Annotated in this window: 19 protein-coding genes; 11 read left to right on the top strand and 8 right to left on the bottom strand. The window is 64.9% G+C overall.

Features of this window, described 5'->3' with window-relative positions; genetic code table 11:
• Positions 1-222 precede the first annotated feature (222 nt).
• The 8 genes from HAP41_RS26695 to HAP41_RS26660 all read left to right on the top strand — a co-directional run bounded on the left by HAP41_RS26695 (position 223) and on the right by HAP41_RS26660 (position 10,197).
• Positions 223-2,733, top strand: a complete 2,511-nt coding sequence (locus HAP41_RS26695; protein ID WP_071914354.1) for a penicillin-binding protein 1A — start codon at positions 223-225, stop codon at positions 2,731-2,733.
• A 104-nt stretch (positions 2,734-2,837) separates the two neighbouring features.
• A protein-coding gene (gene prfB, locus HAP41_RS26690; RefSeq protein ID WP_135213487.1) for a peptide chain release factor 2 occupies positions 2,838-3,969 on the top strand; the annotation gives its coding sequence in 2 pieces (ribosomal slippage) (positions 2,838-2,906 and positions 2,908-3,969; 1,131 coding nt in all).
• Positions 3,969-4,850 (top strand): NAD(P)-dependent oxidoreductase, encoded by an 882-nt coding sequence (locus tag HAP41_RS26685; protein WP_166096398.1) that lies wholly within the window; start codon positions 3,969-3,971, stop codon positions 4,848-4,850. The genes prfB and HAP41_RS26685 overlap by 1 nt, the downstream gene beginning before the upstream one ends.
• Positions 4,851-4,864: 14 nt before the next feature.
• The gene (locus tag HAP41_RS26680; RefSeq protein WP_135213489.1) at positions 4,865-5,740 is read left to right on the top strand and encodes a DMT family transporter; all 876 of its coding nucleotides are present in this window, start codon (positions 4,865-4,867) and stop codon (positions 5,738-5,740) included.
• A gap of 77 nt (positions 5,741-5,817) precedes the next feature.
• A complete protein-coding gene (locus HAP41_RS26675) occupies positions 5,818-6,729 on the top strand; it encodes a DMT family transporter (protein ID WP_135213490.1) in 912 nt (303 codons plus the stop codon).
• Positions 6,730-6,838: 109 nt separating this feature from the next.
• Positions 6,839-8,074 carry an ABC transporter substrate-binding protein gene (locus tag HAP41_RS26670; protein WP_166096399.1) on the top strand — a complete coding sequence of 412 codons (1,236 nt, stop codon included), beginning with the start codon at positions 6,839-6,841 and terminating at the stop codon, positions 8,072-8,074.
• A gap of 238 nt (positions 8,075-8,312) precedes the next feature.
• Positions 8,313-8,702, top strand: coding sequence for a hypothetical protein (locus tag HAP41_RS26665; protein WP_248577118.1), 390 nt, complete (start codon positions 8,313-8,315; stop codon positions 8,700-8,702).
• Positions 8,605-10,197 (top strand): hypothetical protein, encoded by a 1,593-nt coding sequence (locus HAP41_RS26660; protein WP_248577117.1) that lies wholly within the window; start codon positions 8,605-8,607, stop codon positions 10,195-10,197. Before HAP41_RS26665 ends, HAP41_RS26660 begins: the two co-directional genes overlap by 98 nt.
• Before the next feature lie 32 nt (positions 10,198-10,229).
• Here HAP41_RS26660 and HAP41_RS26655 read toward each other — a convergent pair whose 3' ends face one another.
• Positions 10,230-11,504, bottom strand: coding sequence for an IS256 family transposase (locus HAP41_RS26655; RefSeq protein ID WP_166064748.1), 1,275 nt, complete (start codon positions 11,502-11,504; stop codon positions 10,230-10,232).
• Between HAP41_RS26655 and HAP41_RS26650 the strand changes: the two genes are divergently transcribed.
• Positions 11,503-11,931 (top strand): hypothetical protein, encoded by a 429-nt coding sequence (locus HAP41_RS26650; protein ID WP_166096401.1) that lies wholly within the window; start codon positions 11,503-11,505, stop codon positions 11,929-11,931. The two genes, HAP41_RS26655 and HAP41_RS26650, sit on opposite strands and share 2 nt — an antisense overlap.
• Before the next feature lie 5 nt (positions 11,932-11,936).
• On the opposite strand, the gene HAP41_RS26645 is transcribed toward HAP41_RS26650, so the two are convergent.
• The 5 genes from HAP41_RS26645 to HAP41_RS26625 are packed head-to-tail and all read right to left on the bottom strand — an operon-like array spanning position 11,937 to position 17,525.
• Positions 11,937-13,295: an O-antigen ligase family protein gene (locus HAP41_RS26645; protein ID WP_166096402.1), complete on the bottom strand. Its 1,359-nt coding sequence runs from the start codon at positions 13,293-13,295 to the stop codon at positions 11,937-11,939.
• A gap of 12 nt (positions 13,296-13,307) precedes the next feature.
• Positions 13,308-14,687, bottom strand: coding sequence for a glycosyltransferase family 4 protein (locus HAP41_RS26640; protein WP_166096403.1), 1,380 nt, complete (start codon positions 14,685-14,687; stop codon positions 13,308-13,310).
• Positions 14,684-15,424: an ABC transporter ATP-binding protein gene (locus tag HAP41_RS26635; RefSeq protein WP_166096404.1), complete on the bottom strand. Its 741-nt coding sequence runs from the start codon at positions 15,422-15,424 to the stop codon at positions 14,684-14,686. Before HAP41_RS26635 ends, HAP41_RS26640 begins: the two co-directional genes overlap by 4 nt.
• A gap of 3 nt (positions 15,425-15,427) precedes the next feature.
• A complete protein-coding gene (locus tag HAP41_RS26630; protein ID WP_166096405.1) occupies positions 15,428-17,356 on the bottom strand; it encodes a glycosyltransferase in 1,929 nt (642 codons plus the stop codon).
• 7 nt (positions 17,357-17,363) lie between these two features.
• Entirely contained in the window at positions 17,364-17,525 is a 162-nt protein-coding gene (locus HAP41_RS26625; protein ID WP_166096406.1) for a hypothetical protein, read from the bottom strand.
• 126 nt (positions 17,526-17,651) lie between these two features.
• Here HAP41_RS26625 and HAP41_RS26620 point away from each other — a divergent pair, with 126 nt between their 5' ends.
• Positions 17,652-18,551 (top strand): DUF6502 family protein, encoded by a 900-nt coding sequence (locus HAP41_RS26620; protein ID WP_166096407.1) that lies wholly within the window; start codon positions 17,652-17,654, stop codon positions 18,549-18,551.
• Positions 18,548-19,756: a DUF5666 domain-containing protein gene (locus HAP41_RS26615; RefSeq protein ID WP_166096408.1), complete on the top strand. Its 1,209-nt coding sequence runs from the start codon at positions 18,548-18,550 to the stop codon at positions 19,754-19,756. The genes HAP41_RS26620 and HAP41_RS26615 overlap by 4 nt, the downstream gene beginning before the upstream one ends.
• A gap of 36 nt (positions 19,757-19,792) precedes the next feature.
• Here the strand turns inward: HAP41_RS26615 and HAP41_RS26610 are convergent, their stop codons facing one another.
• Complete coding sequence (locus tag HAP41_RS26610) at positions 19,793-21,160, bottom strand: M23 family metallopeptidase (protein ID WP_175618073.1); 1,368 nt, start codon at positions 21,158-21,160, stop codon at positions 19,793-19,795.
• A 110-nt stretch (positions 21,161-21,270) separates the two neighbouring features.
• Complete coding sequence (locus tag HAP41_RS26605) at positions 21,271-21,960, bottom strand: peroxiredoxin (RefSeq protein ID WP_166096410.1); 690 nt, start codon at positions 21,958-21,960, stop codon at positions 21,271-21,273.
• Between the last annotated feature and the right edge of the window lie 172 nt (positions 21,961-22,132).

Here is a 22,132-nt window from a genome sequence, read left to right as displayed (position 1 = left end):
TTGAGAGGGATTTTCCGTCCCGTTGCAAAAGCCCTAGTTTGGCCACAGCGGGCGCTTTATAAAAATGCCGCAGGGGGTTCCGGAATCGGCGAGAATCCCGTTCGGCAAGCGTCTTGGGTCCGGCACTGATGTAATTGAGTAGGCCGGTAAATTCGCGACGTGGAGTTGGCGCCTGTTTTGGGTGCCTTGAGCTGATCCAGAGTTTGAACGGATAAACATATAATGCGCTTGCTGGTGCGGTTCATGGGCTTCCTGTTCGCCGCGGGAACGGTGGTGTTCCTTGTCGGTGTCGGGGCCGTGGCAGGCCTGATCTGGCATTTCTCCAAGGACTTGCCGGACTACTCTCAGCTTCAGGATTACGAGCCGCCGGTGATGACCCGCGTGCACGCGGTCGACGGCTCGCTGCTCGGCGAATACGCCAAGGAGCGCCGGCTGTACCTGCCGATCCAGGCGGTGCCGAAGCTCGTGATCAACGCCTTCCTCGCGGCCGAGGACAAGAATTTCTACGAGCATGGCGGCATCGACTACACCGGCATGGCGCGCGCCGGCGTGCTCTTCATCCAGAACTACGGCTCGAACCGGCGTCCGCAGGGCGCCTCCACGATCACCCAGCAGGTCGCCAAGAACTTCCTTCTGACCAACGAGGTCTCCTTCGCCCGCAAGATCAAGGAAGCCTTGCTGGCGATGCGCATCGAGAAGACCTACTCGAAGGACAAGATCCTCGAGCTGTACCTGAACGAGATCTATCTCGGCCTCGGCGCCTACGGCATCGCGGCCGCTTCGCTGGTGTATTTCGACAAGTCGGTGAACGAGCTGACGGTCGCTGAAGCGTCCTATCTGGCCGCGTTGCCGAAGATGCCCGCGACGCTGCATCCGGTGCGCAACCGCGACCGCGCCATCGAGCGCCGCAACTACGTCATCGACCGTCTGCTGGAGAACGGCTGGATCAAGCAGGCCGACGCCGACAAGGCGCGCAAGGAGCCGCTGGCCGTCACCAACCGTTCCAACGGTGCCCACACCTTCGCCGGCGAATATTTCGCCGAGGAAGTCCGCCGCGACATCTTCGAGCGCTACGGCGAGAAGAAGCTCTACGAAGGCGGTCTGTCCGTCCGCACCACGCTCGATCCGAAGATCCAGGTCATGGCGCGCAAGGCCATGGTCGCCGGCCTCGTGAACTATGATGAGCAGCAGGGCTATCGCGGTGCGATGAGCAAGCTCGATATTTCGGGCGATTGGGGCGTGAAGCTCGCCGAGATCAAGTCGCTTTCCGACATCTCGCCATGGCGCATGGCGGTGGTGCTGGAGACCAGCGACCAGTCGGCGCGCATCGGCTTCCAGCCGAACCGCGAGCTCGGCGGCGCCATCAGCAAGCAGCGCGAGACCGGCATCGTCACGGTCGACGGCGTGCGCTGGGCGAGGGCGGCCCAGGGCAATGCCAAGGGCAAGACCCCGACGTCGGTGGCGCAGGTGTTGCAGCCCGGCGACGTAATCTATGCCGATCCGCTCTACACCAAGGAGGGACAGCCGGTCGAAGGCCAGTACCGCCTGCGCCAGATCCCCGAAGTGTCCGGTGCGATGGTGGCGATGGATCCCTGGACCGGCCGCGTGCTCGCGATGGTCGGCGGCTTCTCGTTCGACCAGAGCCAGTTCAACCGCGCCACGCAGGCCTACCGGCAGCCGGGCTCGTCGTTCAAGCCGATCGTCTATTCGGCCGCGCTCGACAACGGTTATACGCCCTCGACCGTGGTGCTCGACGCGCCCATCGAAATCGACCAGGGCCAGGGCGCCGGCGTGTGGCGGCCCGAAAACTTCTCGTCCGGCAAATTCCAGGGACCCGTCACGCTGCGCAACGCGCTGCGGCAGTCGCTGAACACCGTGACGGTGCGCCTCGCGCAGGACATCGGCATGCCCCTGATCGGCGAATATGCGCGCCGCTTCGGCGTCTATGACGAACTGCCGAACTATCTGTCCTACGCGCTCGGCGCCGGCGAGACCACGGCGATGCGCATGGTCACGGCCTATTCGATGCTCGCCAATGGCGGTCGCCGGGTGAAGCCGACCTTGATCGACCGCATCCAGGACCGTTACGGCCGCACCATCTTCAAGCACGACCAGCGTGAATGCCGCGGCTGCGACGCGCCGGGCGGCTGGAAGAATCAGGTCGAGCCGCAGCTGATCGACCGCCGCGAGCAGGTGCTGGATTCCATGACCGCCTATCAGATCACCGAGCTGATGGAAGGCGTGGTCCAGGCCGGTACCGCAACCGTGGTCAAGGAGGTCGGCAAGCCGATCGCCGGCAAGACCGGCACCACCAACGAGGCCAAGGACGCCTGGTTCGTCGGCTTCTCGCCCGACGTCGCCGTCGCGATCTATATGGGCTACGACAAGCCGCGCGCGCTCGGTAGGGGCAACGCCGCGACCGGCGGCCATCTGGCCGCACCCATCGCGCGCGACTTCCTCAAGCTTGCGCTCGCCGACAAGCCCGCCGTTCCGTTCAAGGTGCCGGCCGGCATCAAGCTCGTGCGCGTCGTCTCCAAGACCGGCATGCGCGCCGGTCCCGGCGAGACCGGCGGAACCATTTTGGAAGCCTTCAAGCCGGGCACGGCGCCGCCGGACAACTATTCGGTGATCGGCGTTGCTGATGCCGACGGGCGCGGCGGCGTGCCGGCGTCGCAGCAGCAGCAGCCGGATTCCGGCTTCTTCATGCGGCCGGGCACCGGCGGGCTGTACTAGCGGATAAGACGGACGATCGCGGTTCCGGCGGTTGCGCTTTGCAGCCGCCGCCGCTACATCCCGATCTGAATTGCACGCGGGATTCCGCGAGATCAGAGAACAACATGCGCGCCGAAATCGAACGGTTGGTAGAAGAGATCAAGCAGTCAGTCGGGCTGCTGAGGAGGCATCTTTGACGTCGAGAAATCGACGGCGCGCCTCGCTGAGCTGAACAAGCTCGCAGAAGATCCCAACCTCTGGAACGATCCCCAGAAAGCCCAGAAGCTGATGCAGGAGCGCACCTCGCTTGAGGATTCGCTCTCGGGCATCGGCAAGGTCGAGCAGGAGCTCGAAGACGACATCGGCATGATCGAGCTCGGCGAGGCCGAGGGCGATGCGGGTGTCGTTGCTGAGGCCGAAGCCGCGCTGAAGAACCTCAAGAAGGAAGTCGCACGGCGCGAGCTCGAGGCGCTGCTGTCAGGCGAGGCCGATCGTTTCGATTCCTATCTCGAAGTCCATGCCGGCGCCGGCGGCACGGAGAGCCAGGACTGGGCGCAGATGCTGCTGCGCATGTACACGCGCTGGGCCGAGACGCACGGCTTCAAGGTCGAATTCCTCGAAGAGTCCGAGGGCGAAGAGGCCGGCATCAAGTCCGCGACGATCCAGGTCTCGGGCCACAACGCCTATGGTTGGCTGAAGACGGAGGCGGGCGTGCACCGGTTGGTGCGCATCTCGCCGTTCGATTCCAACGCGCGGCGGCACACCTCGTTTTCGAGCGTGCAGGTGTTCCCCGTCATCGACGACAGCATCAAGATCGACATCAAGGAAGCCGACGTCCGCGTCGACACCATGCGCTCGGGCGGCGCCGGCGGCCAGCACGTCAACAAGACCGAATCCGCGGTGCGCCTGACGCATATTCCGACCGGCGTTGCCGTGGTCTGCCAGGCCGGCCGCTCCCAGCACAAGAACCGGGCGCAGGCCTGGGACATGCTGCGCGCGCGGCTTTACGAGATCGAGCTGAAGAAGCGCGAGGAGAAGGCCGCCGCCGACCAGGCCGCCAAGACCGATATCGGCTGGGGCCACCAGATCCGCTCCTACGTGCTGCAGCCCTACCAGATGGTGAAGGACCTGCGCACCGGCGTGCAGACGTCCGACACATCGGGCGTGCTGAACGGCGAGCTCGACGACTTCATGGCCGCAACCCTGGCGCAGCGCGCCTTCGGCACCACCGGCGCCGACATCGAGGACGTCGACTGATGTCCCGCGTCGCCTTCATCGGGTTGGGGCGGATGGGCCACGGCATGGCCGGCCGCTATCTCGATGCCGGATTCACGGTGACGCTGTGGAATCGCAGCAAGGCAAAAGCGGACGACCTGATCGCGCGCGGTGCGCATTGGGCGACGTCGCCTGAGGATGCCGCGATCGATGCCGATGCGGTCGTGACCATGGTCGCCGATGACGACGCCTCGCGCGCGGTCTGGCTCGGGCCTGAGGGCGCGGCCAAGACGGCAAAGGCCGGCACCATTGCGATCGAGTGCTCCACCGTCTCCTATGACCACGCCCGCGAGATGGGCCGCGAACTGAACGCGCGCGGGCTGATCTACATCGACTGCCCCGTGACGGGATTGCCGGATGCGGCCGCGGCCGGAAAGCTGACGCTGCTCGCCGGCGCCGACGCAGCTGATCTCGAACGTGCGCGGCCGTTCCTCGAACCGATCGGCTCGACCATCCGCCATTTCGGCGCGGTCGGCTCCGGCACGGTCTACAAGCTCATCAACAATCTCCTGGGTGCGATCCAGATCGCGGGCCTTGCCGAAGGCCTCGCCATCGCCGAACAGGCCGGGCTCGACATGAACCTGGTGCTGGAATCGATCCAGGCCGGCGTCGCCGCCAGCCCGCAGGTGCAGCGTCATTCCAAGCGCATGGTCGCCCGCGATTTCAGCGGCGCGACCTTTACGGCGGCGCTGCGGCACAAGGATGCCGCCTATGCGGTAAAGCTCGCCGAAAGCCTGCTCGCCGACAAGCCGCTGGTCTCGCGCGCCGCGGTCGAGTCCTACGCGCAGGCCAAGGCCGCAATGCCCGACGACGATGAAGGCAAGATGATCGAGCTGGTGTCGCGGCCGAAGAAGCCGACCTAGCTGGGCGCATCAACATGGGGCAGCCTCGTTCGGATCGCGGTCTCGGCATTGCCCTCGTCATCGCTGCCGCAGTTGCCTGGAGCACGGCGCCGTTCTTCACGCGCCTCTTGCCGTTCGATCCCTGGACCATCCTGTTCTGGCGCGGCCTGTTCGCGGGCAGCCTGATCAGCGTGTTTCTTGTCGTGATGCAGGGCCGCGCTGCGCTGTGGCAATTGGTCGTGCCGGGGAAGGGCGGCCTGCTCGTCGCGTCCTTGTCCGCGGTCGGCATGGTCTCGTTCATTCCCGCGCTTCAGATGACCAAGGTCATGAATGTGGCGGTGCTGATCGCCACCCAGCCCTTCGTTGCGGCTGCGCTGGCGTGGCTGTGGCTCGGCGAAGCCGCGACGTGGCGTACGCTGACCGCGAGCCTGATTGCCTTTGCCGGCGTGGTGATCACGGTCGGCGGCGTTCAGGCCGGCGCCGATCTCGGCGGCGTGGCGTTAAGCTGCCTGATGGTGCTCGCCATCTCCGCCATGACGGTCGTGGTCCGGCGCCATCGCGAGACGTCGATGGTGGCGGCAGCGGCGCTGTCGAACTTCTTGGGGAGCCTGGTCAGCCTTCCCTTCGCCCACGACATCGCTCATGTCGGCGGCAACGGCCTTGCCATCCTCGCGATGTTCGGCTGCCTTCAGGTTGCGCTCGGCCTGACCTTCTACATGCTCGGCTCGCGCTTGCTGCCATCAGGGCAGGCCTCGCTGATCGCGACGCTGGAAACGCCGCTGATGCCGTTCTGGATCTGGGTCGCTTTTCGCGAACTGCCCGCCGTTCACGCGCTCATTGGCGGCGCGCTGGTGATTGGAGCGGTGATCGCCGATATTGCCGGTGAAGCTCGCTCGCGGCGCCCCTCCTGAGCAAATTTGTCGGAAATCGGGTGGCGGACTGTCTCGCGCCGTCCTAGGCGGCAGGCTCGGCCGTCGAGGTGAAACACATGTCCCTGAACGACAACAGGATCGACGCGCGAGACTGGTCGCTGCTCGCGGTGCTCTCGGTTCTCTGGGGCGGATCGTTCTTCTTCAATGGCGCGGCGCTGCGGGAATTGCCGCCGCTGACGCTCGTGTTCCTGCGCGTCGCACTAGGCGCGGCCATTCTCCTGCCATTGCTCCGGATGCAGGGCATCGGGCTTCCCAAGGGAGTGACGGGCTGGAAGCCGTTCGTCGCCATCGGGCTGCTCAACAACGTCATCCCGTTCTCGCTGATCGTGCTCGGCCAGACCTTCATTCCGAGCGGACTGGCCTCGATCCTGAACGCGACCACGCCGCTCTTCACGGTGATGGTGATGGCGGCGGCCGGCGAAGAGGCCCTGCAGATCCGTCGGGTGGCCGGCGTGGCGCTCGGCCTCGCCGGCGTGATCATCCTGCGGGGATGGGGCATCGAGACCAGGCCGGGGCAGGGGTTCGGCATCCTGCTCTGCCTGGGCGGCGCGTTCAGCTATGGCTTTGCGGCGCTGGCCGCGCGGCGGCTGCTGAAGGACACGCCTCCGCTGGGAACGGCCACGTTTCAACTGATGGCGTCGACGGTGATGATGGCGGTCGTCGCCGGCGCAGTGGAGCAGCCGTGGTACCTTTCGATGCCGGGCCTGACGACCTGGCTCGCGGTGCTTGGCCTAGCCGCCCTCTCGACGGCGCTCGCCTATATCGTCTTCTTTCAGATCCTGCGGCGCTCGGGCGCGACCAATGTGATGCTCGTGACGCTGCTCATTCCCGTCACCGCCATCCTTCTGGGATGGCTGGTGCTCGGTGAGCCGATCTCCGCGCGCGAGATCGCGGGCGCCATCGTCATCGGCAGCGCACTGCTCGTGATCGACGGGCGCGCGCTGACACTGCTGCGGCGCATCGCGTAGGTTCCGGGTCCGTCGTTTCACGGCGCGGAAAATCGCGGCGCTTGCCAGCGGCGAACGGCCTTGCGACACTCTCCGCAAAACAAGACTACAAAACATAGGGGAGAGAACGATGCCGGGTCGTCGCGAAAGCCTTGCTGCCCTCGCCATTCTTGCTGCCGGCGTGCTCGTCACGGCACCGGCCTTGGCGCAGAAGAAATACGATCCCGGCGCCACCGATACCGAAGTCAAGATCGGCAACATCATGCCCTATAGCGGGCCGGCGTCGTCCTATGGCGTGATCGGCAAGACCGAGGCCGCCTATTTCAGGATGATCAACGACCAGGGCGGAATCAACGGCCGCAAGATCAACTTCATCAGCTATGACGACGCTTACTCACCGCCGAAGGCGATCGCGCAGGCGCGCAAGCTGGTCGAGAGCGACGAGGTGCTGCTGATCTTCCAGCCGCTCGGCACGCCCTCGAACTCCGCGATCATGAAATACATGAACGCCAAGAAGGTGCCGCAGCTGTTCGTCGCCTCCGGCGGCACCAAGTTCGGGGACCCCAAGAATTTCCCGTGGACCATGGGTTTCCAGCCGAACTACCAGAGCGAGGGGCGGATCTACGCAAAATACATTCGCGATCATTTCCCCAACAGCAAGGTCGCCGTGTTCTGGCAGAACGACGACGCCGGCAAGGACCAGTTCAAGGGCCTGAAGGACGGGCTCGGCGACAAGGCCGGCATGATCATCGCCGACAAGTCCTATGAGGTCAGCGATCCCTCGATCGACTCGCAGATCGTGGCGCTGCATGACTCGGGTGCCGACATTTTCTTCTCATGGGCCGCCCCGAAGGGCTCGGCGCAGGCAATCCGGAAGGTCGGCGAGCTCGGCTGGAAACCAAAGTTCTTCCTCGCCAATACCGCGACCTCGGTCGCCTCGGTGCTCAAGCCCGCCGGGCTCGACTATTCCAAAGACATCATCTCGACCGTCTATCTGAAGGATCCGACCGACCCGACCTGGGACAAGGACCCGGCGGTGGTGAAGTGGCGCGAATTCATGGACAAATATTATCCCGATGGCGACAAGGCCAACGCCAACAACATCTACGGCTATGTGCAGGCCGAGGCGATGGCGCAGGTGTTGAAGCAGTGCGGTGACAATCTCACCCGTGAGAACGTGATGAAGCAGGCCACTAGCCTGAAGAATTTCCACACCGACCTGATGCTGCCCGGGATCATGGTCAACACCTCCGCCGACGACTACTTTCCGATCGAGCAGATGCAGTTGATGCGCTTCAACGGGCAGGCCTGGGAGCTGTTCGGCGACGTCATCACCGGCGAGGTCGGCCACGAGCGGAGTCCGTAGTTCGGTTGTATGTGACCAACAGCGGTCGCGGTGTCCAACTCCGCTAAAGAAATGTCCTCCCGGGTGTGTTCTACTTCACATTGCAGCCGGGTCGGCCCAGCGTAGTCTTCCCTATTGTTCGGGCACCTGTGTCGACGCGCGCTGCGTCTCCACGATGTCCCTGATCTGAATTGTGCCCTGCCTCGGCGAGGGCAGAGCCATTCATGCAAGCGTCGCCTGCTATGTGGGAGCGCGTAACATGGACATCATTGAAGCGATCGTTACGAAGAGCCAATGGATTATTGCGATCTTGGCACTCTTTGTCGTTGCCTGGGCTCGCTTCAACTCTCCGCCCACCAATCGGTCCGGTACGACCTTCGCGCTGTTCTTCTGGGGGGTGATATTCTACTACGCCCTGATGATACCGCTCTGGCTGGTCGTCATGATCGGACTCGTCCAGGGCAGCATCGGGTTCGATCATCGTCGGCCAGGTGAAGGCGGTAGATCCAAAGGCGCAGGCGCAACTGGCTCAATATGCTCCGATCGTGGCCGTGCTCATCATCGTCGTCGCTTCGCAATTCCGGCAGGTGGCACGGATCGACCGGGCCGCGCGCGCATTTTGTGTCAGATTGGCCGCGATTCCGCGTGAAGCCGACCGACTCGCATTTGAACTCGCGCAAACCACGGGTTTCGTCCCGCGCGACGACCTTCGAAGCAAGGTGACCAAAATCGTTTCGGAGAATATCGGTCCGCAAGCGTTGAGTTTCAGCAGGGACGGTACTCTTCCCGACCGCTTCACAAGAGCCATCGGCCTTTACAACCTGTTCGTCGGACCCCGGCAGAATGCCGCGGCACTCGACTTCACCGGAAATGGCTATGGCCGATCCGCCTACGCCATGATCATACAATTGGGCGACGCGGTGGCGGCTCGTGCGGATGCCCGTTACGAAGAGATGATGCACGCCGGTCTTGCCTTTTTCACGTCGCCGCTTCCAACCCCGGAATTGAAGGACGCTTTGAACCGCAACATTGCTGAGGTCACCAACCTCACTTGCGGTCTCGTGTCTCGCTATGTCCTGTTTTGCGAAAGGACCCATAGCGGCCGATTGCAGCGGCTAGCGAGGATGGGCTTCGCCTACAGTCCGGGGCCGACCTTTGGGCTGGATCAATGGGCGACAACGATCTTCCTCGTCACGGCCTGGAGCATTGGCATGATGGTGTTCATGCCGGGAACACTTCCGATCGACGTCGACAAGGTGCTGACGATTGCGGTCACGTTCGGCGCTTCGATCGGCTTCGCAGTCCTGGGCGCAATCGTCGTGGCGCAACGCTTCATCGGACGCAAGGAAGGCAACACACCTGGATATCCGCCTATCGCCGAGTTGGTTGTCGCCGGTCTCGTCGTCGTGGGGCTGTCGATTGCGCTCCGGATCGGCATTCCACTAGTGTCCGCCCTGATGCAGGGAGGAGGATATCAGGACGTTCTTAGGCAGTTCATCGAGCGGCTATACGGCGTCATCACGCCTTTCATCTGTACGATTTCCCTCGGGCTCATTTGTTCCTACATGGGATGTTCGCGGATGAGCTGGTACCGCGTGGCGGCCCTCGGGGCTCTCGCGAACGGCGCCGCGCTGACCTGTGCGGGGTGGCTGGTCGCGCATATGATCGGCCAGCAAGTACTGGCTCTGTTCTATGTACATCCGCAGGATGCGATCCAACTGGTGGCGTTAAGCACTGGCTTAACCGGCTTCATCGTCGGCGGCATGGTCCTCGCGGTCTTCAATGAGTCCGAGCGCATACGCAACGTCACGGCTGAGCGGATAGCCACCAGTCCGCACAAGGAGTTTCCATTGCACGATGCGCCGTCGATTGCCGGCGGACTCGAACCTCCGCCAGTGACGTCTAGGTTCGACGTCGCCGATGATCTTGGCTACCGCGATCGCGCAGGAGTCGAGACCTTCGAGGGGGATTACGTCTGCTTCAGGCCCGCGTTCTCCAACCCCGAGATCATCAGTGCCTACATCATCGGCATTCATTGGGACGAAACCGAGTCCTGTCTCATGTTCGAGGAACGCGAACGTGTTGATGCTGGGCACACGCAGAGGGGCCGTGTCTACATCCGGGGATGTCCCGATCGCTGTTGAACTACGTCGGGTCGACGTTGCCGGAATGAATATTACGCAGCCCTCGTGACGTGGGCAACGGACTTGATTGTCATGCGATCGTGGTGAGCTTGAAGGGCCGCACGCAGAACCGACAATTGCTTATGCGCCTTCAATCGTCGGAAGCCCTTGTTGGCCTCGATCATACCGGCCGCGACCCATCGCAAGGCCATACCGGCATCCCGCCAGCGTTTAACGTTGCGCGTGACGCGGCGAATGGTGCCCATCATGTTCTCGGCGATATTGGTACAGGCGAGCGATCGGCGAAGCTCCTTCGGCAACTTCAACCGGACGACAGTCAGGATTTCGTCGAGGCCTTCGAGGATACTGGCCGCAACGCCGGGCCATTGCTGGTCGAGTCGACGCGCGAGATTGCGGATCAATTTTTCAGCCTTGTCGGCGTCATCGAGCTCCCAGGCCTGGCGCAGCACCCGGCGGGTGGCCGCATGATGCTCTTTCGGCAGGCGTTCCATGATGTTGCGCGCCTTGTGGATCTGGCAGCGCTGGATCGCAGCGGCCGAACCGAAGGTGCGGCGGATCGCCTTCGACAACGCCTTCGCGCCGTCGGCGATGAACAGTCTTGGCACCGTCGGGTCGAGCCCGCGCGAGACCAGGTTGTCCAGCAGGGCCTGAACCGTTGCTGCATTCTCGGTCGCCCCTTCCACCAGCGCCAGCGGATGCTTGTTGCCTTCGCCGTCAACCCCGATCGCGGCCACCAGCACGAGATCGTCGTCGAGATGCAGCCCGTCGATTTGGACCACCAGAAGGTCGAGCGCGGACAGATCGGCAGCCATGAAGTCGGCCAGCCGCGCCGCCGACAGAGCCACGAACCTCCGCGAGGCCGCCGACTTCGAAATCCCCGATCCGGGCGGTGCCGGCACGTCACCCTCGGGCAGCCGGACGGCGCGGCCGAACCGGCGCGTCGACACATTGATCAGCATCAGGTTCATCGCCCAGCGACCGAGCCAGTCCTCCTGCGCCGCCGTTTCCCAGCTCGGGATCGTGACCTCGCGGCCGTCCATGCCCCGGACCCGCGGGCGATCGACCTCGATCTTGCCGCCGTGGAAACCGATCCGCCCCCGCGTTCGGCCCCAACGGTGCGCCCGCCGCGCCGCATCACGACCGTGGCGCGGCCCGCAGGCCGCTGTCACATCCGCCTCCATCATCGTGCCGAGCGCCTCGATTCCTGCCGCAAGGCAGAACCGATCGAAGCTCGCTCGCACTTCCGCAAATGATTTCTCCACAGCCCCGGTCGCCGGCCAACCAGCCGGTGTGATATCTCTCGTCATGGCGTTGCTCTCCTTTGTGGAATCAGCACCCCGAGCCTACCGGCTCAAGGTGGGCAACGCCGACCTCTTCAGAAATTCAACAGAACCCGGGACATCCCCCTACATCCCGGATGGACGCCCGTTCCTGAACTTCGTCACCCTCGAGAAGGGAGCGATACGTCTGATCATGGTGTCACGTCCCGATAAGAGAAACGAGCCCGCACGCGGTCTGATCACGACGCTGTCCAATCCCGGTGGCGCCCAGTTTACGCCGGCGAGCGCTCCGATCGTTCTCAGGCGTGTGGTCGATCACACGCTTCAACTCGGCTTCATTCGGCCGGGAGCGCTCAGCTACGAAAGCTATCGCCGCGAACTCGAAATGGTGGTGCCCGATTTTGGCGTCTTTGCGCTGGCTTCCCCCCAGGCGGCTTGCGTGGCGGCGGAGTAAAAGGCCTAGTCGGCGCTGAGCCGCACGCCGGCGCGCAGAAATTTCTGCGGATCGACCGCTTCACCCTCGATGCTGGCCTCATAGTGCAGATGCGGTCCGGCTCTTGCCTTCAGCACCATGCAGCCGGCGACGCCGCCGCCGAGCACATACATCCAGCCTTCGTGGAAATCGAACAAATGCGAGTTCAGAAGTGAGCTCGCGATGTTCTGCACCACGGCGACGAGCCCGATCCAGGCGGCAAGGCCTTCGTCCAGGAACAGGCGAAGGTGGGCGATCCACATGGCGTAGAGCAGGACGACGCCGAGTACGCCCCATTGCATCGCGACATTGAGGGTCTGGTTGTGGGGATTGCTGACGATCTCCGCATCGAGGCGGCTTCCACCGGTGGCGTCGCGCTCGAACTGGCGCTTGATCGACCCGGTGCCGTGACCGGTCAGGGGCGCCTCGGCAAAGGCGTGAAGCGCCTTGCGCCAATAGGTCAGGCGTTGGGCGGTCGAGGCTCGGCTGATGTCCTCATGGCCGTGGCGGTATTCGACGGCGATGTCCGCAATGCGGTGGCGCAGATAGGGCGAGGTCGTCCAGGCCAGCGCGCTCGCGGCTATCGTGCCCGCGAGCAGGACCAGCGCCGCGCGCCGGCTCAAATGCCTCCAGGCGAACAGTCCGAGCAGCACCGCGATGCACAGCAGCGCCGTGCGGGCGGAGGCGACGAACACCATGTTGGTGACGAACAGCAGGGTCAAGGCCAAACAGACGGCTGTCGTGACCACGTTTCCGCGGTGCCAGAAGGTCAACGCCGGCAGTGCGAGCGCAAAGGCGCACAGCGTGAATTCCTGACTCTGGTCGATGTAGTTCTTGACGGGAACGCCGGCCGACGCGGTCGCGGTGAGTTTCCAGGCGGGATCGTGCAGCACGATCCAGGAGTAGACCGCAAGCAGCGCGCAGGATGCGAGAAAGCCAAGGAAGACCCAGAAACCGCGTTCGGATCGGCTGAAGTGATAGAGCAGTGCTGGAATGAGCACGAGCTTTGCGACCGGCTTGATCGCATGCACCCGGTCGGCCCACGCGCCGTCCGACCAGAGCGTGCCGAGAAGCGCGAGCAGCAGGAAGACAAAGGGCAGGGCGAACGCAGGCCGTGCGAGCTGGCGTCCATAGTCGCGCCAGTCGATGGTCGGCGTCACCAGCAGCAGCCAGAGCCCGACGAAGATCGAAGGCGCCGTGGTCGACCAGGGCAGCGACGCCGCGATCAGCACGGCGAGCCCATCGGCGGCCCCGATCAGAGCGGGCGATTTGCCCATGGCTTGCCATCGGGCGCGCAAGGCTTGTCGACCGACCGGGCCGGACCATACCGCGGTTTCAGCAGTCATGTGCAACGACGCTTATTGCGCGGCGGCCAGGCTTTCCCGGGGCATCTCATGCCCGAGGAAGTCGCGCGCCTGGGTCTCGTAGCCGAAGCGCTCGGCGAGCTCGTGTCTCCTTGCGCGGATGCGGCCGCGGCATTCCTCCTGCCGCGTCAGCACGCGGGTGATTGAGGCTGCGATCGCCTCGGTCGAGAACGGATCGAAATAGTCGGCGAGCTCGCCCGCGACCTCACGGAACACCGCGATATCGGAGCACAGCACTGGCGTGTTCGCGGCCAGCGCCTCGATGATCGGTATGCCGAAGCCTTCGGCCAGGCTCGGCATGATCAGCCCGTGCGCCTCCGCGATCATGGCGGACTTTTCATGCTCGTCGACATAGCCGGCGAAGCGGACATTTGGCGGCAGGTTGCGCATCCGGCTGATCTGGCCCGCATGACCGATCACCACGAGATCGGCCTGAGGGACGTTGCGGAAGGCACGAATGACGGTGGCGACGTTCTTGCGCGGCTCGTTCGACACGATGATGACGAAGTTCGGCCGCCCCGGACGCCCCGACAGGGCTGGGAGGTGGAGGACATCCGGGGCGTCGAACCGGGTGCGGGGATACACGACCCGCGCCGGCAGGTGCGCAAATTGCGGCAACAGTTCCCTGAACCGCATCATGCTATAGTTTGAAACGAAGGCGAGCTCGTCAGCCTGGCGCAGGCTGGTGCCGATCCGCGCCAGGAACTGGCGCGTGGCAATGTCACTGAGTTTGAGGTCGGTGAGCGGCAGCAAATCGTGGACGACGCAGATCACCTTGGCGTTCGGCTTGCGCCTGATCGCGACCCGTGTCGGGGTGTCCACAACGATGAGATCATAGTCACGCGCGTCGATCCGCGGCGGCGGCAGCAGGAAGAAGGCCGAGGAGTCCTGATAGTTGAAGAATCCGGGCTCGAGCTGGAATTCGCCGAACAGTTCGAGATGGCGCATATCCGGCGGAATGTATTCGAGCGCGGCGGTCCGGTTCTCGATCAGCCGGGCGTGCAGGCCAAGCAGGCCGATCGCGCGCAGCAGGCAGAGGATATTGTCCCGCGACAGCAGCATGGTGGCCTTGTGGCGGAGCCAGTCGAACCTGCGACGCGCGCCGCTGAGCATCACCGGCCCGCTCACGTTGACCTCGTCGAGGAAGCGATAAAGAGCGAGCAGTTCGATGTTGCGCGACTGCGCCGGAAACAGCTTCGTGCGTCGCTCGCGCCGACATAGCTTGCGGTAACGCTTCGAGGTTTCCACCAGCAGGGTGAGTTCGTGGCCTTCCGAGGCGAGCGACCGTACCAATTCCCGGGTGAAGTGGAAGATGCCGCGCTTGTGATTGGGCTGTCCGAGCGACTCGGACACGACCAGGATGTTCTGTTTCATGCGCGTTTCTCTCGGAGCTCAAAGGCGTGCGTGGCGGGCGGCTCGACCGCGATGGTCGAGGCGATGTGGCCGTGATCGAGGTTGATGATGCTGGAGCAGGTGCGGCGCAGCAGCGGCAGGTCGTGCGAGGCGATGATCACGATCGCCGCCTGCGAGACCAGGTTTTGCAGCCGCCTCTCGGCCTTCTCCGCAAAATGCTCGTCGACGACGCTGAGCCATTCGTCGAGCAGCAGGATGTCGGCCGGGAAAGCGGTGGCGGTCGCGAACAACACCCGCATCAGCATGCCCGAGGAGAACATCCGCAAAGGCAGGCGCTGCATGCGCGCTTCGAGCTCGGTGAAGGCCCAGATCTCGTCGATCACGCTGCGTGTGGGCTTGCGACCGCTGATCCGCAGCAGCAGTGCGATGTTGTCCTCCGCCACGAAATCCAGATTGACCCCGGCGTTCAGGCCGAGCAGGGGCACGACGTTGCCCCGGACCGTGACGCGGCCACTGCTCGGCGGATAGACACCGGCAATCAGGCGCAGCAGCGTCGACTTGCCGGAGCCGTTGGGCCCGGCAAGCCCGATACGGGCGCCGGCTTCGGCCTCGATCGAGACGCTGTCGACGGCGCGGATGATCCGCATCTCGCCCGGTTCGCGGATGAGGTGGCCGAGTAGCCGCCGCTTCAGCGAGAAGTCGTAGGCGCCGTAGAGTGGATAGTCGAGACAGACGTCGTGCAGGCTGATCGAGACCATGCGTCAAATCCAGAATGCGGCTTTGCGCAGGTGGACCAGCGTCAGCACGCTCGCAAAGATCAGCAGCGCCAGCGTGATGAGGACGTAGACGATACTGGCGGGATCGATATGGCCGCCTGCAAGTGGCTCGCGCCACACCGCGAACAGATGCGTCAGAGGATTGAGCCGCATCACCGTCGAGCGGTGATTGATCATCTCGGCGGACCAGATCACGGGCGAGGCGAGGAAGGCGAGCATCAGCGTGGATTCGATGATCGGCTTGAGGTCACGATAGCGCGTTGCCGTCGCGCCGAGGACGAGGCTCAAGGCGAAGGTGCAGGCTATGAACAGCAGGAGGCCGGGCAGCGCCGCCAGCGCGTACGAGAGGTCGTGGGGCGAGAGGATCAGCCACAGCACCAGCGGCACGCAGGCGTTATGCAGCGCGAACAGCGCCTGGCGGAAGGTGCATTGCAGCAGGAAGATCACCGGCGGCAGCGCCCGGTCGCGGATCAGGCTCGCGGAATTCTGAAGCGCCGTGGTCGCATCGAGCACGACGCTGTTGAGGAAGGTCCAGGCCGTCATCGACAGCGCCAGCATCGGCAGGCGCGCCAGCATGTCGGCGTTCGACATCTGGCCGATCACCGAGCCCAATACTGCGACCACGATCGCCATCTGAAGCGACATCCAGAACGGGCCGAGCAGCGAACGCACGTAGCGGTGGCGCATGTCCGACCAGGCCAGTGCGGCCGCAATCCGGACGGTGTCCAGCCAGCCGGTCGCCTGCGGCGGCTCGGCGGCAGTTGCGAGTTCCATGCACGACGCGGTGACGGCGTCGCGGTAGACGGCCTGCATGCCTTCCCTGAAGGCTGGGGCGGAATAGCGGGTGAGGGCGCGCGTCCGGGCTGACAGTCCCATGCGGCGGCGGCGCTCGGGATCGCTGATCAGCGTGTCGATGGCATCGCCGAGCTTTTCGGCGTCGCCCGGCGGCACTGTGATCGCCTCCATGCCGTGGCGGGCGACGCGCGGCACCGCGGTGTCGAGCGCCGTGTTCACGACAGGGCGGCCGGCGGCCATGGCCTCGAGCTGGACCAGGCCAAAGGTCTCGGCATTGGTGACTGACGGCATGACGAAGACGTCGGACAGGCACATCAGCTTGATGCGCTCGCTGTCGTTCACCGAACCGAGCAGGCGGACGCGGTCACCGAGGCCGAGTTCGCGGATCAGCTGCTCGAGCCGCGGCCGCTCGGTGCCTTCGCCGATGATCCAGACCTCGAACTTGCGGTTGACGGCGGCGCGGATCAGGACGTCAAAGCCCTTGTAGGGCACGAGCCGGCCGCAGGCGAGCACGAGCCGGCCGCGATCGTTCACGTGGTGCGGCTCGATCTTCGGCCAGTCGTAACCCGAGGTGTCGATGCCGAACGGCACGACGTGGCATTTGTCGACGAATTCCCGCAGCAACGGCGTGTTCTCGATCAGCGCGTGGTCCGAGACGATGATCGCTTTCGCCCGGCGCAGTGTCCGCCGCATCAACGGTTCGATGAACCAGCGCAGGCCGGCATGGGTGACGATGTCGGCATGCCAGTGCACCACCAGCGGCCGATTGGCGCCGAAGCCGAAGGCGAAAACGAGGTCGGCGAGCGGGAAGGGGGCATGGAGCGCGAGCAAATCGTGCTCGGCGATCTTGCGCCAGAGCCGCCAGGGATAGGTAGGAGCGGCGGGAAGCGACAGGACATTGCCGAAGGAGCGGACGCGCTCGACCGGCACGTCATTGACGACGATCTCGCGCCGCTCGGCCGATTGCGAGCAGACCAGCACGGCGGAGGCGAAGCTGTCCTTCAGGCTCGCGCAGATGTCGCGGATCACCGTCAGTGTGCCGCCGAACAGGTCGGGATAATAGATCTTGAAGATGTGCAGCACCGACGGGCGGCGCGGAGTTTCGCTGGTGTGATGCATGATGGTGTCAGCCTGCGAGAAGGGCCGCGACGAACGGTGCGGCCAGCACCGAGATGAAGATCACGCCGCGCAACAGCGCCGGCAGCATAGGCTCGATTGCGCCGTGCTCCCAGTCGGGAGCCGGCACAGCACGCAGTGAGTTGGAATTGCGGACCAAGCGGTCAGTCATGGGTGTGAGTCCCTTTACGTCGCGCCCTCAGTGGTGTCTCGTGTACGTGGGAACATTTACCACGTCAATCAGAAAGTGGGAAAAAGTGGGATTGTGTCCCACGTGGGGCGCGGGTACAATTCGGACATGAATGCCAAGTCCGGGTCCAAAGCAGCGGCTCCGCAGCCGACTGCCGCGAAGCTGCACGCGCCGCTGGCGCGGCTGCTGCGCCCGCTCGTTCGGCTCTGCATTCGCAGCGGCATGACTTTTCCGGCATTGGCGCAATTGCTTCGTGAGCTGTTCGTCAACGTCGCCGAGCACGATTTTGCGCTGGAGGGGAAGGAGCAGACCGACAGCCGTGTCAGCCTGCTCACCGGGATCCATCGCAAGGAGGTGGCGCGGCTGCGCGGTGCCGGCGCGCCGGTGCACGAGGCTCCGGCCGCGGTGTCGCTGACGAGCGCCGTGATCGCGCGCTGGCTTGCCGCGCCCGAATTCACCGATGCGAAGGGCGAGCCGCTGGCGTTGCCGCGCACGGCCGAGGGCGATGCGCCGTCGTTCGAGCAGCTGGTCGCCTCGGTCACCAAGGACGTGCGGCCGCGCGCGGTGCTCGACGAATGGGTCGACCGCAAGCTCGTCACCATCAACGATTCCGACGAGATCGAGCTGGTCGAGGCGGCCTTCGTCCCGAGCGGCGAGGACGACAGCAAATGGCACTATCTCGGCCGCAATCTGCACGACCATATCGCGGCCGCCGCGCAGAACGTCTCAGGGGCGGCGCCGCGCTTCCTCGAGCGCGCGGTGCACTACAACAACATCTCGCCGAAGCTTGCCAAGCGCCTCGAGGCACGCTCGCGCGAGCTCGCGATGGACGCGCTGAAGACCGCCAACCGCGAGGCCAACCGCGCGCTCGGCAAGGACAAGGGCGGTGACGCCCGCTGGAATTTCGGCATCTACATCTACAGCGAAGATGCAGATGGCGAGGCAGAGGCCAAGGAAGGCGGCAAGGACAGCGGCAAGGAAAGCGGCAAGGAGGGTGGTTCTTCATGAGCCGGCCGCCGCTGATCTCCCGCCGTCTGCTGCTGACAGGATTTTGGCTCGCCGGTACGGCGATGGCCCACGCGCAGGTCAAGCGCGGCACCGATCAGGGCATCGGCGGCACCGGAATCAGGCGCGGTGACGACCACGGCATCGGCGGCACCGGCATCGTCGGCGTGATCCAGCGGTTTGGCAGCATCTACGTCAACGGCGAGCGCGTCACTTATGCGAGCGACGTGCCGGTCCGGATCGACGGCGAGGCCGCGAGCCCCAAGGCTCTGCGCATCGGTCAGCTCGCGCGCGTGGTCGCGACCCGTCAGACGGACGGCACGCTCGTGACGCGCAACATCACGATCGCGAGCGAGGTCGCAGGTCCGATCGAAACCGTGAAGGGCAACGAGCTGACGGTGCTCGGCCAGAAGATCGTCACAAGCGACAAGGAGAGCAAGCTTCGTGCCGGCACGCAGGTGGCCGTCTACGGCCTGCGCCGGACCGACGGCGTGATCGTCGCAAGCTTGATCGAGCCGCGGCGCGAGGCGACCGAGCGTGTCACCGGTCTCGTCGAGCGCGGGCCTGACGGCTTGCATATTGGCGGGCTGAGGCTGAGCGGGGTCGATCCGCTGCTGGTTGGCCAGCGCGCCCAGATCGAGGGCCGTTCGAGCCAGGGCACGATGCAGGCCGCGCGCACGCGCATCGACGACTTCTCGGATCTCGTCGGCGCAAGCCGCCTCTCGATCGAGGCCTATGTGCAGCGTGTGGGATCGAACCTCCAGCTCGGCTCAGGCTTCGTGGCTCGTGACGGTTCGCGCTTCGGCCCGGCCGCCGGCGAGGCCCGCATGGTGGTCAACGGCGTGTTCGATCGCTCGCGCGGCTTCCAGGTGGAGTCGGCTCAGGCCATCGGTCAGGGGCCTGGAGCCCCTCCATCCGGTGGCGGCAATCCCAATCGGTCGCCCGGCGGCTCGATCCTGCATCCGAACCGCAGCGCCACCACCCCGAGCGGTGGCCAGCCCGGCGCGCCAGGTGGTGGACCTGCCCCGGGATCTGGCGCAGGACCTGGCCCAAGTGCGAATCCCGGCTCCGCACCGGCGGGCCCGAGCGGCCCGTCAGGCCCCGGCGGATTTGGTTCGCCCGGCGGTGGGCCCATGGGACCCGGCGGTGGAATGGGCGGTGGCGGCTTCGGAGGTCCCGGAGGCGGGATGGGCGGCGGCCGGCGGTAGGACGCGGCCACGCTGGAAGCGCGTGGCGTGGGCTTGTTAGCCCGCGCTGAGCCGCACGCCGGCGCGCAAGAACTTCTGCGGATCGACCGCTTCGCCGTCGATGCGGGTTTCGTAATGCAGATGCGGGCCGGTGGAACGGCCGGTCGAGCCGACGAGGCCGATGACCTGGCCGAGCTTCACGATCTCGCCGACCTTCACGTTGATCTCGGAGAGATGGCCGTAGCGGGTCGACAGCCCGTTGCCGTGATCGACTTCGACCATGCGGCCGTAACCACCGGACCAGCCGGCCGAGACCACCTTGCCGTTGGCGGTGACGCGGGCGGGATCGCCGGTCGCGGCGCGGAAGTCGAGCCCGGTATGCATCGCGGGCCGGCCGAGGAAGGGATCGCTGCGCACGCCGAAACCGGAGGTGAATTCGACCTCGCCGATGACGGGCTTGCGGTAGGGCACCAGCGCCAGCGTGCGATTGAGCCGATCCATCTCGGCGCGGGTGACATTGATGCGGTTGAGCTGCTTCTCGAACGGCCCGGCATTGGCCGTCAGCTTGACGGGCACGAAAGGACCGCCCATCGCGGAGCGCGGCACGGCGGCTTCGAGGCTGGCGAGATTGAGGCCGAGGTCGCTGACGACGCCGCGCATCCGGCGCATGCGTGAATCCATGCCTTCCTCGACGGCGCTGAGCGTCGCCATCTGGCGACGCTCGACCTGGTCAAGCGAGGTCGTGAGCCGGACCAGGACGTTGTCGAAACCCTGGTTCTTGGCGAATTGGCTGGTCGGCGGTGCCGCGACGGTCGGCGCACGCGACTCAAGCCGCGCTTCGCGATCGGGCGGTGCCACGAAGATCACGGTGTCGCTGATCGGCGACGGCTTCGGCGTGCCCTGCGTCGCGCCCTGGCTCGAATCACCGCGCTGCGGGGCCGTGCGGGGGATTGATCCGGTCACGTCGGGCATGGCCCCGAGCGCCGTGGCGCGGGACTCCAGCGCCGTCTGGCGCTTCATGATCTGGTCGAGCTTCTGGTCGAACTGTTCCTGGTCGAGCAGCTGCCGGCTGGTGGTGCGGTCGACCTTGGCACGGAGCTCGGCGATGTGATCCTCGTAGGCGTACTGCATCTCGGCCTGACGTGCGATCAGCCGGGTCAGGACGTCGTCGCGGAAGGCGAAATAGGTCGCGGTCGCGGCCGACCAGAGTCCGAGCAGCACGACGGTGCCGACCACGATCCAGAACACCACCGGTCCGAGGCGGACCTGCTTGCCGTGGTGCACGATGGTGTAGGCGTCGTCGGTCGAGGGAAGGGGGATCGCGGCTGCAGCCACGGCGGCGGCAGGACGGCGATGGAGGGGCCGTCCGTGGTCGTGCGCGTGATGTTGGGGGTACTGCGAATATTGGGCAGAACTTTTCGACATCGGCACTCCCGCGCCGGTCGGATGAGTCCGTACGGCCTAATTGCCGCAGCAATCTGGGCCGGTCATGGTTAATTTTCCGGAAGCGGAACCGCTCGAATTTAACGGATTGGTTAAAGGCCTCTTGCCGCTTCCAGCACCTCGTCGGCGTGGCCGTCGACGCGGACATTGCGCCAGACCCTGGCTACCTTGCTGTCGGCACCAAGCAGTATCGTGGTGCGAAGAACTCCGAGGAAGCTCTTGCCATACATGGATTTTTCGCCCCACGCGCCGTACGCCTCCAGCATCTCGTGTTTCTCATCCGAGATGAGGGGCATGCCGAGGCTGTGCTTGTCGCGGAACTTCTCCTGGGCCCTTAACGGATCGGCGGAGATGCCGAGCAGGGCCGTGCCGGCAGCGCTGAAAGCGTCCGCCAGCCGCGTGAAATCGATCGCCTCCCGGGTGCAGCCGGGCGTGTCGGCGCGGGGGTAGAAGAACAGGACGAGCTTCCGACCGGCATAGTCGGCGAGCGAGACCACATCGCCGCCGTCGCGGGGCAGCCGGAAGGCGGGCGCCTTCTGGCCTTCGGTCAGGGCCGGCTTCGCCTTCGCGGGCGCGGAGGCCGATTTGGAGGAATTTAACTGTTTCGATGCGGCCTTATGTGATCCTGCTTTTGCTACGGTCCTGGTTGATTTGCTCGCCTGCGTCCGCTGTGTTTTTGCGGACTTTGTTTGAGTCGTTGCCCGCTTGGTCGGGGTCTTCTTTTTAGCCGTTGCGATGCCGGAGGGCGTTTTGGACGATTTCTTTCGGGATTTCTTGGACATACGCCTTCCTTTCGTCGCTTTCGGCGGGTCAACCAAAGCGGTATTGCAGCTCTCGTCCGGTGTGCCGGAATCGCCCTCGTCTGGGCAAGTCTGGCGACGCCGGGGTATGGTTACAAGGAATTCCACGCACCACCCCACTGCTCGTTGAACGCGCGCCCGGGGCGAAATGACG

The organism is Bradyrhizobium barranii subsp. apii, from assembly GCF_011516635.5.
In the GTDB taxonomy this organism is placed as follows: Bacteria; Pseudomonadota; Alphaproteobacteria; order Rhizobiales; family Xanthobacteraceae; genus Bradyrhizobium; species Bradyrhizobium barranii.
Note: the sequence above shows the minus strand (reverse complement) of the source record. Positions and strands in the feature narration are given on the sequence as shown.